11 protein-coding genes are annotated in these 12,292 nt (G+C 62.9%); 8 read left to right on the top strand and 3 right to left on the bottom strand.

Annotated elements, in window-relative coordinates:
• The first annotated feature begins 74 nt into the window (after positions 1–74).
• Together KHO33_RS03790 and KHO33_RS03795 are read left to right on the top strand one after the other, a co-directional pair.
• Positions 75–1,427: an NAD(P)/FAD-dependent oxidoreductase gene (locus tag KHO33_RS03790; RefSeq protein WP_200561383.1), complete on the top strand. Its 1,353-nt coding sequence runs from the start codon at positions 75–77 to the stop codon at positions 1,425–1,427.
• Positions 1,428–1,517: 90 nt separating this feature from the next.
• Entirely contained in the window at positions 1,518–2,390 is an 873-nt protein-coding gene (locus KHO33_RS03795) for a dienelactone hydrolase family protein (RefSeq protein WP_200561385.1), read from the top strand.
• A gap of 154 nt (positions 2,391–2,544) precedes the next feature.
• On the opposite strand, the gene KHO33_RS03800 is transcribed toward KHO33_RS03795, so the two are convergent.
• Positions 2,545–3,414 (bottom strand): sulfurtransferase, encoded by an 870-nt coding sequence (locus KHO33_RS03800; protein ID WP_200561387.1) that lies wholly within the window; start codon positions 3,412–3,414, stop codon positions 2,545–2,547.
• Positions 3,415–3,558: 144 nt separating this feature from the next.
• Complete coding sequence (locus KHO33_RS03805; protein WP_054034827.1) at positions 3,559–4,665, bottom strand: aromatic ring-hydroxylating oxygenase subunit alpha; 1,107 nt, start codon at positions 4,663–4,665, stop codon at positions 3,559–3,561.
• A 287-nt stretch (positions 4,666–4,952) separates the two neighbouring features.
• Here KHO33_RS03805 and KHO33_RS03810 point away from each other — a divergent pair, with 287 nt between their 5' ends.
• The 4 genes from KHO33_RS03810 to folE2 all read left to right on the top strand — a co-directional run bounded on the left by KHO33_RS03810 (position 4,953) and on the right by folE2 (position 9,282).
• Entirely contained in the window at positions 4,953–5,261 is a 309-nt protein-coding gene (locus KHO33_RS03810) for an exodeoxyribonuclease VII small subunit (protein ID WP_054034828.1), read from the top strand.
• Positions 5,258–6,139 (top strand): polyprenyl synthetase family protein, encoded by an 882-nt coding sequence (locus tag KHO33_RS03815; RefSeq protein ID WP_054034829.1) that lies wholly within the window; start codon positions 5,258–5,260, stop codon positions 6,137–6,139. Before KHO33_RS03810 ends, KHO33_RS03815 begins: the two co-directional genes overlap by 4 nt.
• 85 nt (positions 6,140–6,224) lie before the next feature.
• Positions 6,225–8,132, top strand: a complete 1,908-nt coding sequence (dxs, locus tag KHO33_RS03820; RefSeq protein ID WP_097394779.1) for a 1-deoxy-D-xylulose-5-phosphate synthase — start codon at positions 6,225–6,227, stop codon at positions 8,130–8,132.
• A gap of 343 nt (positions 8,133–8,475) precedes the next feature.
• Positions 8,476–9,282 (top strand): GTP cyclohydrolase FolE2, encoded by an 807-nt coding sequence (folE2, locus tag KHO33_RS03825; RefSeq protein ID WP_054034830.1) that lies wholly within the window; start codon positions 8,476–8,478, stop codon positions 9,280–9,282.
• Between the two features lie 113 nt (positions 9,283–9,395).
• Here the strand turns inward: folE2 and tsaD are convergent, their stop codons facing one another.
• A complete protein-coding gene (tsaD, locus tag KHO33_RS03830; RefSeq protein ID WP_054034831.1) occupies positions 9,396–10,424 on the bottom strand; it encodes a tRNA (adenosine(37)-N6)-threonylcarbamoyltransferase complex transferase subunit TsaD in 1,029 nt (342 codons plus the stop codon).
• A gap of 133 nt (positions 10,425–10,557) precedes the next feature.
• Here tsaD and KHO33_RS03835 point away from each other — a divergent pair, with 133 nt between their 5' ends.
• Together KHO33_RS03835 and rpsU are read left to right on the top strand one after the other, a co-directional pair.
• A complete protein-coding gene (locus tag KHO33_RS03835) occupies positions 10,558–11,775 on the top strand; it encodes a BaiN/RdsA family NAD(P)/FAD-dependent oxidoreductase (RefSeq protein WP_200561389.1) in 1,218 nt (405 codons plus the stop codon).
• A gap of 68 nt (positions 11,776–11,843) precedes the next feature.
• Entirely contained in the window at positions 11,844–12,056 is a 213-nt protein-coding gene (gene rpsU, locus KHO33_RS03840; protein WP_054034832.1) for a 30S ribosomal protein S21, read from the top strand.
• Positions 12,057–12,292 lie beyond the last annotated feature (236 nt).

Here is a 12,292-nt window from a genome sequence, read left to right on the forward strand (position 1 = left end):
GACAGACTGCGCGCGTTTCATGCATCAGGCGCGCCGTCGCGACGCATAACCCATCGGCAAATACGGAGAGTTCAATGCATCGTTTTATCGTCGTTGGCGGGGGCGCGGGGGGGCTGGAACTGGCGACGCGTTTGGGCGACCGCTATGCACCCCACAAGAACAAAGGCGGCGTGCAGGCGCAAGTGACGCTCGTCGACCGTAATCCAACCCATATCTGGAAGCCGCTGTTGCATGAAGTGGCAGCCGGCAGCATGGACCCGTTCACCCAGGAACTCGAATATGCGGCGCAGGCGCGCTGGCACGGCTTCGAGTTTCAGCAAGGGGATCTGACCGGTCTTGACCGCGCGAACAAGCGTCTCACGCTCGGCACCGTGCTCGACGACGATGGCGCCGAATTGCTGCCCGCACGCGAACTCGAATACGACACGCTGATCATCGCGATCGGCAGCACCACGGCGTTCTTCGGCGTGAAAGGGGCGTCGGAGTTCTCTCTCGCGCTCGACACAGTCAGCCAGGCGGAGCGCTTCCGCAAACGCCTGATCGCGGCCTGTATGCGCGCGGAGCACCAGGTGCATGAACCGGTCGAATCGGGCCCGGGCACGTCGCCGACCTCTACTGAGCCGCGCATCCAGGTGGCGATCGTCGGCGGCGGTGCGACGGGCGTCGAACTCTCGGCGGAGTTGCGCAATACGGCCCAAGTGTTGTCCGCGTACGGTTTGCATAAGCTTGATCCACGGCACGACGTCGGCATCGTGCTGATCGAGGCGGGACCGCGCATTTTGCCGGCCTTGCAGGAGCGTGTATCGACGGCCACCGCCGAATTGCTCACCAAACTCGGCGTGAAACTGATGATCGGCGAGACCGTGGCCGAGGTCGCGCCCGGCATGATCCGCACGGCCAGCGGCAAAACCGTGCGCGCCGATCTGACGGTATGGGCGGCGGGCATCAAGGCGCCCGCCATCCTGAGTGAACTGGACGGCTTGCCGGTCAACCGTCTTGGGCAACTCATCGTGCGCCGCACGCTGCAAACCGAAGTCGACGACAACATCTTCGCGCTCGGCGATTGCGCCGCTTGCCCATGGCCGGGCAACGAGCGCAACGTGCCGCCGCGTGCGCAAGCGGCTCATCAGCAGGCGAGCTTCCTGTTGAAGGCACTTGCGGCACGGCTCGAGAATAAGCCGCTGCCTGAATTTACCTATCGCGACTTCGGTTCGCTGGTGTCGCTCGGGCACTTCAGCGCGGTCGGCAATCTGATGGGCGGCGTGATCGGCGGCAATATGCTGATCGAGGGGCTGTTCGCTCGCTTCATGTACATGTCGTTGTACCGGCTGCATATCGCGGCGCTGCACGGCTACGCGCGGATGGTGCTCGACACCTTCGCGCACTGGTTGCGGCGCACCACGCTGCCGCGGGTCAAGCTGCACTGAAGGTTGGCCGTGCTCGAGAAGGTTGCATCTGCAACAGGATGCGGGTGAAGCGTATCCTGTTGCCTCCAACCTTCACACGAGGAGCGCCGCATGCTGAAACCCGATATCGACAGCCTGGTCCCGCACGTTCCCTTCAATCGACGCACCTTCATCAAAGCCGCGCTCGGCACCGGTTTCGCCGCGGCCGTGATGCCGGTGTCGGCGCAAACCATCCATACCGATAGCGACGGTCTTGAGGCCGGCGAGATCGCGGTGCGTTCCGGCGACACGCTGGTGCCGGCGTATCGCGCGCAGCCCAAGGGCAAGACGCACTTGCCGGTGATCATCGTCGTGCATGAGATTTTCGGCGTGCACGAGCATATCGCCGACGTGTGCCGGCGTTTCGCCAAACAGGGTTATCTGGCAATCGCGCCGAACCTGTACGAGCGGCAGGGCGATCCGACTGTTTACACGAGCATGCAGCAACTCAACGAGCAACTGGTCAGCAAGGTGCCGGATGACCAGGTCCTGGGCGATCTCGACGCAACTGTCGCCTGGGCGGGCGAACACGGCGGCGATCTGAACCGGCTGGGTGTGAACGGCTTCTGCTGGGGCGGGCGGATTGCGTGGCTATATGCCGAACACAATCCGCGGCTGAAGGCGGGCGTGGCTTGGTACGGACGCGTAACAGGCCAGAAAACCGCGATGACCCCGTCCAATCCGCTCGATGAAGTGGCGCAGTTGCACGCGCCGGTTCTGGGTCTATACGGCCTGCAAGATCAAAGCATTCCGCAAGCCTCGCTCGAACAGATGAAACAGGCCATCGCGCAGGGCCCACAGGCGGGGCGCGGCTCGCAATTCGTCGTATACGACGACGCGGGCCACGCGTTTTTTGCCGACTACCGGCCGAGCTATAGGAAGGCCGATGCCGAGGATGGCTGGCGACGTGTGCTGGTGTGGTTCAAGCAGCATGGGGTCGCCTGAGGGTGCGCGTTTGCCTCGCCGGTGGTGCGTCTTGATATCGTCGCTAACGTGCCAAAAGGATGTGCCGATACGCTCGGCTTAAAGAATGAGAAAGGCCGTGGCCGCTGGAAAGCGGCCACGGCCTTTTCGCTATTCGTCCCGCTTGCCGGGCCGTTTAGGGATTCGGACCCGTTGCAACCGGCCGCTTCGGATCAGAACTCCATTCGCTCCACGATCCCGCGTACAGCGCTGCGCCATGCATGCCGGCGATCTCCATCGCGAGCGCATTCACGCACGCCGTCACGCCCGAGCCGCATTGCAGCACGACGTGTTCCGGCGGCGTGTCGCCCAGCAACGCATGGAATTCCTCGCGCAGCGTGTGGGCCGGCTTGTAGCGGCCGTCGGCAGTGAGGTTGTCCTTGAAGAACCGGTTGAGCGCGCCAGGAATATGGCCGCCGACGCGATCCAGCGTTTCGTTTTCACCGCGATAGCGATCGTTCGCGCGCGCATCGACCACAACGCGTTCTTTCGTACCGAGGTTGCGCTCGACGGTCTGGGCGTCGACGGTAACCGAAAGCGGGGCACCGGCTTTGAAGTCACCCGTGTTTTGTGCCGGGGCGTCCTGCGTCAGCTGCTTACCGGCCGCCTCCCAGGCTTGCAGTCCGCCGTCAAGCAGCGCCACTGCATCGTGGCCGAGCCAGCGCAGCAGCCACCATGCGCGCGCGGCATACATGCCACCCTGTGCGTCATACGCGACCACCTGCTGACCCTGCTTGAGCCCGCGCGACTCCAGCGTTTCCACAAGCCTTGCACGATCCGGCAACGGATGGCGGCCATTGTGGCCGTTCTTCGGCCCCGACAGATCGCGATCGAGGTTCAGATAATGCGCCCCCGGCAAATGCCCGGCCAGATAGGCTTTTTCGCCTGCCTCGGTATCCGCCAGATCGAAACGGCAATCGATGACGAACACGCTGCCCGGCGCGGCGGCCAGCCGTTCCGCGAGGTTCGTCGCGGAGATGAGTGTGGTGTAGTGAGTGTGGGGCATGACGTCTCCAGTCCCATGCAAGATGGTTGCGGCGCTTACGCGGCGGCTTGAGGCCGTTAGCGAATGGCCGAACGATACTGATAGTCTAAACAAAAAAAGACGGGCCGAAGCCCGTCTTCCATGTTTTGATGCGGACCGCGCGAATCAGATCGCGCCGAGTTCACGCCGCAGGAACTCGTGGAAGTGCTGCATGCCGTCTTCCATCGGGCTCTGATACGGGCCGACCTGCGATTCGCCGCGTTCCATCAGCGCGCGGCGGCCGGCGTCCATGCGTTCGGCGATCTCGTCGTCTTCGCGGGCCGTTTCCATATAGGCGGCGCGCTCGGCTTCGACAAACTCGCGTTCGAACAGCGCGATTTCCTCAGGGTAATAGAACTCCACCACATTGGTGGTTTTCTGCGGACCGCGCGGAATCAGCCACGACACGACCAGCACGTGCGGATACCACTCGATCATGATACCGGGGTAGTACACCATCCAGATCGCGCCGAAATCGGGCGGATTGCCGCCGCGGAAGCGCAGCACCTCGTCATGCCATTTACGGTACGTCGGGCTGCCCGGCTGCTCCAGATCCTTGTGGACGCCGACCGTCTGCACGCTGTACCACTCGCCGAACTCCCACGTCAGATCGTCGCAATTGACGAAGCTGCCGAGGCCCGGATGGAATGGCGCAACGTGGTAGTCCTCCAGATAGACCTCGATGAAGGTCTTCCAGTTGTAATTGCACTCGTGCACTTCGACGTGATCGAACATGAAGCCCGAAAAATCGAAGTGTTGCTTGGTGCCGAGGCGCGCCAGATCCCGCGCGACGTTGCGCCCCTGCGCTTCGAACAGCAGGCCTTGCCAGTTCTGCAGTGGCGTGGCGCCGAGATTCAGGCAGGGGTTATCCGCAAAATGAGGTGCGCCGAGGAGCTGGCCGTTCAGGTCGTACGTCCAGCGATGCAAGGGACAGACGATGTTCTCCGTCTGGCCGCGGCCGTTGAGCATGATGGCTTGCCGGTGGCGGCACACGTTCGACAGCAGTTCGACTTGCGACTGCTGGTTACGGACGAGCACACGCCCTTCGCTCTCGCTGGGCAGAGCAAAATAATTTCCCGCTTCGGGCACCATGAGATCGTGGCCGATGTAGCGAGGACCTTTCTTGAAAAGGGTGTCGATTTCGCGCGTTAGAAGCGCTTCGTCAAAGTAAGCCGTGACTGGCAGCTGGCTGTGGACAGACCGCAACTGCAATGCATTGCTCAGATTGGACATTCCCACTCCCGTGAAGACGTGAAAGCAGTGAACAACCCAACCATCGATAGATTCGATTTAGGGAGCCCGCGATTATACCCGATTCCCCCTCCTCGGGGCGCTTAAGTGCCTGATTTGGGTCAAAAATGTCAAGGAAGTTCACGGTTTTCGCCGCAGACCAATCGTTTTTTTTCTGCGAGACTGAGAGGCGGGCGCGAAGGGCAAAGGCGGGGCGCGGGCTGGCGATGGGATCGGAAATGTCGCTTTTGCCGTAGAATGTCCGACTTGTTTTAATTTTGCGACTATTCATGGCGAAGACCGCGTCGAAAGATACTGCTGCCGCGCCTGCTGAAGGCGTCGATACCACGCCGTTGCCCGAGAACTACGAGGCCGCCCAGGCTGAGCTGGAAGGGTTGGTGGCGCGCATGGAAGGCGGCAATCTCAGCCTCGAGGAATCGCTCACCGCCTACCGGCGCGGTGCGGCGCTCGTCGCGTTTTGCCAGCAGCAGCTCGAGAAGGTCGAGCAACAGGTGCGCGTGCTCGATGGCGAGACGCTAAAGCCGCTGCCTATGAATAGCGCAGGCACAGCCGCTACTGAAAGCGGGGACGACCTATGACATTCGAACAATGGACACGCTCGGTACTCGAACGTGTCGAATCGGCACTAGAACACTACCTGCCCACGGAAGCGACCGAGCCGGCCAAACTGCATGAAGCCATGCGCTACGCCGTGCTGGGCGGTGGCAAACGGGTGCGCCCGCTGCTGTGCCACGCAGCCGGTGAACTGACCGGTGCGCGCGCCGAGTGCCTGGACGCGGCCGCGGCGGCGCTGGAAATGATCCACGTGTACTCGCTCGTGCACGACGACATGCCCTGCATGGACGACGACGCACTGCGTCGCGGCAAGCCCACCGTACACGTCAAGTATGACGAAGCCACGGCGCTGCTGGTCGGCGACGCGCTGCAAGCGCAGGCGTTCGTTGCGTTGACGTCGGACGTGCTGGCGCCGGCGCAGCAGGCCGCGCTGGTGCGTGAACTGGCCCTGGCGAGCGGCTCGATCGGCATGTGCGGCGGCCAGGCTATTGATCTCGCGAGTGTCGGCCATACGCTGACGCGCCCGCAGCTCGAAACCATGCACCGGATGAAAACCGGCGCCTTGTTGCGTGCCGCGGTGCGCATGGGCGCGCTGGCGGGCGAAACGCCGAATGCGGACGCCATGCGTTCGCTCGACGCGTACGCGGCCGCCGTAGGCCTCGCGTTTCAGGTCGTCGACGATATTCTCGACGTCACGACCGATTCCGCAACGCTTGGTAAGACAGCAGGTAAAGACGCGAAGGACGGCAAGCCGACCTACGTGTCGATTATTGGGCTAGATGCGTCGCGTGCGCTCGCAGCGCAACTGCGCAGCGACGCCCACGCTGCGATTGCGCCGTTTGGTGCGCGCGCGCAGCGTCTTGCCGAATTGGCCGACCTGGTGGTGAACCGGGTTAGCTGAACGCGAAAGCCCGCCGCCGCGCACCTTTGCTACGGGGTGCATGTATGAAGTGCGGGCGCGTAAGTTTTCCTACAATGGAACGACGATGTACGACTTGCTGAAAACTATCGACGACCCGGCAGCCTTGCGCCGCCTCGATCGCCGCCAATTGCAACCGCTTGCCGACGAGTTGCGTGCCTTCGTGCTCGACAGCGTATCGCAGACGGGCGGCCATCTTTCGTCCAACCTCGGCACGGTCGAGTTGACCATTGCTCTGCACTATGTGTTCGACACGCCGCGCGACCGGATCGTGTGGGACGTCGGCCATCAAACCTACCCGCACAAGATCCTGACGGGCCGCCGCGACAAGATGCACACGCTGCGTCAGCTCGGTGGCATCTCGGGCTTCCCGAAGCGCGACGAGTCGGAATACGACACTTTCGGCACTGCGCACTCCAGCACGTCGATCTCGGCCGCGCTCGGCATGGCCGTTGCCAGCAAGCTGCAGGGCGATAACCGCATGGGCATCGCCGTGATCGGCGACGGCGCGATGACGGCCGGCATGGCCTTCGAGGCGATGAACAACGCCGGCGTCGAAGACGACGTGCCGCTGCTGGTCATCCTGAACGATAACGACATGTCGATTTCGCCGCCGGTCGGCGCGCTGAATCGCCATCTGGCGCGCCTGATGTCGGGCCGCTTCTACGCCGCCGCGCGTGCGGGCGTCGAACGTGTGCTGCGCGTTGCGCCGCCTATGCTCGACCTGGCCCGCAAGCTCGAAGAGCACGCGAAGGGCATGATCGTGCCGGCTACGCTGTTCGAAGAGTTCGGTTTCAATTACATCGGCCCGATCGACGGTCACGACCTCGATTCGCTGATCCCGACGCTGCAGAACATCAAGGAACTGCGCGGTCCGCAATTCCTGCACGTCGTCACGAAGAAGGGTCAGGGCTACAAGCTGGCCGAGGCTGATCCGGTGCTGTACCACGGCCCGGGCAAGTTCAATCCGGCTGAGGGCATCAAGCCTGCTACCACGCCGTCGAAAAAGACTTACACGCAGGTGTTCGGCGAATGGTTGTGCGACGCGGCCGAGCTGGACGCGCGCGTAGTCGGCATTACGCCGGCCATGCGTGAAGGTTCGGGCATGGTCGAGTTCGAGAAGCGTTTCCCGGATCGTTACTTCGACGTCGGCATCGCCGAGCAGCACGCAGTGACGTTCGCCGGCGGCTTGGCTGCGGACGGCATGAAGCCGGTGGTCGCGATTTACTCGACCTTCCTGCAACGTGCTTATGACCAGCTGATCCACGACGTCGCGCTGCAGAACCTGCCGGTGGTGTTCGCCATCGACCGCGCGGGTCTGGTCGGTGCGGACGGGGCCACGCACGCGGGCGCCTACGATCTGGCGTTCATGCGCTGTATCCCGAACATGACGGTGATGGCTGCGTCGGACGAAAACGAATGCCGTCAGATGCTGTACACGGCATTGCAGCAACCGAACCCGACGGCGGTGCGCTATCCGCGCGGCGCCGGCACGGGCGTGGCAACGGTCAAGCAAATGACGGCGCTGCCGCTCGGCAAGGGCGAAATCCGTCGCGAAACGTCGCAACCGGCCGGCAAGCGGATTGCGATTCTGGCATTCGGCACGATGGTTGCGCCCTCGCTGGCTGCTGCCGAGCAACTGGACGCCACGGTGGCGAACATGCGCTTCGTGAAGCCGCTGGACGCCGAACTCGTCCGTCAACTGGCCGAAACGCACGACGCCATCGTCACGGTGGAAGAAGGCTGCGTGATGGGCGGCGCGGGATCGGCATGCGTCGAAGCCCTGCTTGAGAGTGGGGTTATCCGGCCCGTACTACAATTGGGCCTTCCGGATCGCTTCATCGATCATGGGGATCCGGCCAAGTTGCTCGCCGCCTGCGGTCTGGACGCAGCGGGCATCGCCAAGTCGATTCGCGAACGCTTTCTTTCCAGCGGCGCGGTCGCTGGCCAGTCCTCGGTGAAGCGCGTCGCTTGATTGCGGCACTTAGCGGCGTCACTCAGTTGCCTCACTTAGCTGCGTGGATTGGCTGAGTCGTTCAGCTGCACTGCCGTGCGCTACGCCGCGGCTATAGCGGCCATAGCAATCTCCAACTTGAGTCGATGGACCTTCGGGTCCATCATCCAACGCCGGCAGGGGCCGGCGTTTGCCATTGCGCGACTTGATGCGCACGGCCGCTGAGTGCCCTCAAACGTGTCGCTTTGCGACACCCGCCAATGGGGCGATCCTCCAATCCTTGAAGGGGCTTCCTTCGGTGTGGGGGACTTCCCGCGGAGCGGAAAACATGGGACGGCCCAGCGTTTCCTGAAAGGACAAGAATATGAACCAGATGAATCCCGCCTTTGTGATGCCCGACGTGCAGAGCACGCCTGATACGCGTCAGATTCCGATTCAACGAGTCGGCGTCAAGGCAGTGCGCCATCCGTTGACGGTGCGCACGCAAGGCGGCGAAGTGCAGCCTTCTGTGGGCACGTGGAATCTCGACGTGCATCTGCCCGCCGATCAGAAGGGCACGCACATGTCCCGCTTTGTCGCGCTGCTTGAAGAGAACAAGGCGCCGCTCGAGGCGGCCACGTTCCGCACCATGCTCGCCGCAATGCTGGAAAAGCTCGAGGCCGAGGCGGGCCGCATCGAAGTGTCGTTCCCGTACTTCGTGAATAAGACCGCGCCGGTGTCGGGCGTGCAAAGTCTGCTCGACTATGAAGTGACGTTGACGGGCGAGACCCGCAACGGCGCGACGCGTCTGTTCCTGAAAGTGCTGGTGCCGGTCACGAGCCTGTGCCCGTGCTCGAAGAAGATTTCGCAGTACGGCGCGCACAATCAGCGCTCGCACGTCACGATCAACGCCGAGCTGGCGGGCGACGTGGCGGTGGAAGAGCTGGTTCGTATCGCGGAAGAAGAAGCCTCGTGCGAACTGTGGGGCTTGCTCAAGCGTCCGGACGAGAAGTTCGTCACCGAACGTGCTTATGAAAATCCGAAGTTCGTCGAAGACCTGGTGCGCGATGTCGCGCAACGTCTGAATGCGGACGAGCGCATCGTTGCTTATGTGCTCGAAGCTGAGAACTTCGAATCGATTCACAATCACAGCGCGTATGCAGTGATCGAGCGGGATAAGCGGGCGGCGTGATCACGCTCTAACTTCTTGCTTGCCGCAAATAGAAAAAGCCGCTTTCGAAGCGGCTTTTTCTATGGGTTAGCCATCGTCATCGTGTGGCCCGGTATGCGAAGGGCGTCGCGAGTTCAGCGTGAGAGAGAAGTCAAATCCCAGCGCGGCTTCACGGTGAACGCGTAGTCTTTACCCGATTGATCGGGCCAGCGTTGCAATCGCAATGCGCCGGCCAGTGCGATCATCGCGCCGTTGTCCGTACACAGCGACAAATCCGGGTAGTGCACAAAGAAATTGCGCTTCTTCGCCGCGGCGGATAACGCTTCACGCAGTTGCCGGTTCGCGCCGACACCGCCTGCCACCACCAGTCGATTGAGCTTGGTCCGTTTGAGCGCGGCCAGCGATTTCGCCGCCAGCACTTCCACGGCCGCATCGACGAATCCGCGCGCCAGATCCGCTTTCGCCTGCTCGCAGATATTCGCGCCACCGAGCTTCTTTGCGTGCGTGAGAACAGCGGTCTTCAGCCCGCTAAAGCTGAAATCGAGATCGCCGGAATGCAGCATGGGGCGCGGCAGAACCACCGCGCCGGGCGTGCCAAACTCAGCCATTCGCGACACTTCCGGGCCGCCCGGATAACCGAGGCCCAGCAGCTTGGCGGTTTTGTCGAAAGCTTCGCCGGCGGCGTCGTCCAGCGTTTCTCCGAGCGTCTCGTAGACGCCCACGTCCGTGACGCGCATCAACTGCGTATGGCCGCCCGACACCAACAGCGCGACGAACGGAAACGGCGGCGGCTCGTCCACCAGCAACGGCGACAGCAAATGCCCTTCGAGGTGGTGAATGCCGATGGTCGGCTTGTCCCACGCCATGGCCAGCGAATTCGCCACGCTCGCGCCGACCAGCAGCGCGCCCGCGAGGCCGGGGCCTTGCGTATAGGCGATCGCGTCGATGTCGCCGCGCACCGTGCTGGCGCGTTCCATCACCTCTTCGAGCAGCGGCAGCGCGCGCCGGATATGGTCGCGCGACGCCAGCTCCGGCACCACGCCACCGTACTCCCGGTGCATCGCAATTTGCGAATGCAGCGCGTGCGCGAGCAGGCCGCGCTCTGTGTCGTAGAGCGCGAGACCGGTTTCGTCGCAGGAGCTTTCGATGCCGAGAACGAGCATGATGGGTGGGTCGCGGGTGGGTTGGAGCGGGCACGGGAGCGAAGCCGCTCCGGCGTCCAAAAGCGAAAAGGCAAGCCTGAAAGTATAGCAGCGCGGGCAGGCGGCCGCAGGCGCGCAGGTACAATGCGGCCCCATGGAATCCTTCGATATCGCAGTGATCGGCGCGGGTGCGGCCGGCATGATGTGCGCGGCCGTGGCCGGGCAACTTGGCCGTCGCGTGGTGCTGATCGACCACTCGCAGCGCCTCGCGGAGAAAATCCGCATTTCCGGCGGCGGCCGGTGCAATTTCACGAATCTGTATGCCGGACCGGCCAATTATTTGTCGGCCAATCCTCATTTTTGCCGCTCGGCGCTGGCGCGCTATACGCCGCGTGACTTCATGGCGCTGCTCAAGCGCCATCACGTGACGTGGCACGAGAAGCACAAGGGGCAGTTGTTCTGCGACCAGTCGAGCGACGCGGTCATCAACGTTCTGAAGAACGAATGCGACGCGGGCCGCGTCGCGTGGCGCACGCCGCTCGCGGTCGAACAGGTGCGGCATGACGCCGAAGGACGGTTCACGCTGGACACCCACTCGGGTCCGATCACGGCCCGCGCGCTCGTAGTGGCGACCGGCGGCCTGTCGATCCCCAAGATCGGCGCCACCGATTTCGCCTATCGTCTCGCCAAGCAATTCGGCCACAAGCTAATCGACACCCGCCCCGCGCTGGTTCCGCTGACCTTCGCTTCTGCCGACTGGGAGCCGTTCTCGGCGCTCTCCGGCGTGTCGCTGGAAGTACAACTGGCAACCGGCAGCAAAAAGACCGGCGCCGAGTTCAACGAGGACCTTCTGCTCACGCACCGTGGCCTGTCGGGCCCGGGCGTTCTGCAGATTTCGAGCTACTGGCAGCCCGGCGAGCCGATTCACATCAATTTGCTGCCCGAGCAGGACGCCACCACCGCATTGCTGGAAGCCAAAACAGGCACGAAGCGCCAGATTGCCAATCTGCTCTCGGAATGGGTGCCACAACGGCTCGCCCACGTCTGGCTGGAAACCCACCAGATTCCCGCCGAGGCGCGCGTGGCCGATCTTCCGGACAAGACGCTGCGCCGCATCGGTGAGGCCTTGTCGCGCTGGACGCTCACCCCGAACGGCACCGAAGGCTACCGCAAGGCTGAAGTCACGCGCGGTGGCATCGATACGCGTGACCTGTCGTCGGCGACGATGATGAGCGCCCGCACGCCGGGTTTGTACTTCATCGGCGAGGCGGTCGACGTGACTGGCTGGCTCGGCGGCTACAATTTCCAGTGGGCGTGGGCCTCCGGCGTGGCGGCCGGCCAGGCGTCGGCGGAGTACGTTTTAGGGGCTTGACGGCGCAATGGCTTTGTGAGAAAGCTCTGCTATACTCCTGAACCTTTACAAAGTTCCGTTATTGAAAAATGACGACCATCCACGTAAAAGACAACGAGCCGTTTGAAGTTGCCATGCGCCGCTTCAAGCGCACGATGGAGAAAAACGGGCTGCTAACGGAACTTCGCGCCCGGGAGTTTTACGAAAAGCCTACGGCTGAGCGCAAGCGCAAGAAGGCGGCTGCGGTTAAGCGTCATTTCAAGCGTCTGCGTGGCCAGATGCTGCCAAAGAAGTTCTACTGATTCTGGCGTTGCCGCGGTTCCCGTTGAACGGAGCGGCGACATCCAACGGTGACGGCACTGCAGGTGCCATCGCGGAAAACACGGCCCTTCGGGCCAGCCGGCAGGGTCGCATCCACTACGCAAAATTGCGCCAACCCGCTTGAGGAAGCAGTCCCAAGCGGGCGTTTGTGTTTGATGCAGCGTATTGGTACGGCGCATGGGTGCCGTAAGCGGCCGGTTTTTAAATTTTCAACGCA

Origin of the sequence: Paraburkholderia nemoris (genome assembly GCF_905221015.1) — a bacterium.
Lineage (GTDB): Bacteria > Pseudomonadota > Gammaproteobacteria > Burkholderiales > Burkholderiaceae > Paraburkholderia > Paraburkholderia nemoris.

Coding starts and splice junctions, on each gene's coding strand:
- KHO33_RS03790 (WP_200561383.1), top strand. CDS start 75: ATGCATCGTTTTATCGTCGTTGGCGGGGGCGCGGGGGGGCTGGAACTG.
- KHO33_RS03795 (WP_200561385.1), top strand. CDS start 1,518: ATGCTGAAACCCGATATCGACAGCCTGGTCCCGCACGTTCCCTTCAAT.
- KHO33_RS03800 (WP_200561387.1), bottom strand. CDS start 3,414: ATGCCCCACACTCACTACACCACACTCATCTCCGCGACGAACCTCGCG.
- KHO33_RS03805 (WP_054034827.1), bottom strand. CDS start 4,665: ATGTCCAATCTGAGCAATGCATTGCAGTTGCGGTCTGTCCACAGCCAG.
- KHO33_RS03810 (WP_054034828.1), top strand. CDS start 4,953: ATGGCGAAGACCGCGTCGAAAGATACTGCTGCCGCGCCTGCTGAAGGC.
- KHO33_RS03815 (WP_054034829.1), top strand. CDS start 5,258: ATGACATTCGAACAATGGACACGCTCGGTACTCGAACGTGTCGAATCG.
- dxs (WP_097394779.1), top strand. CDS start 6,225: ATGTACGACTTGCTGAAAACTATCGACGACCCGGCAGCCTTGCGCCGC.
- folE2 (WP_054034830.1), top strand. CDS start 8,476: ATGAACCAGATGAATCCCGCCTTTGTGATGCCCGACGTGCAGAGCACG.
- tsaD (WP_054034831.1), bottom strand. CDS start 10,424: ATGCTCGTTCTCGGCATCGAAAGCTCCTGCGACGAAACCGGTCTCGCG.
- KHO33_RS03835 (WP_200561389.1), top strand. CDS start 10,558: ATGGAATCCTTCGATATCGCAGTGATCGGCGCGGGTGCGGCCGGCATG.
- rpsU (WP_054034832.1), top strand. CDS start 11,844: ATGACGACCATCCACGTAAAAGACAACGAGCCGTTTGAAGTTGCCATG.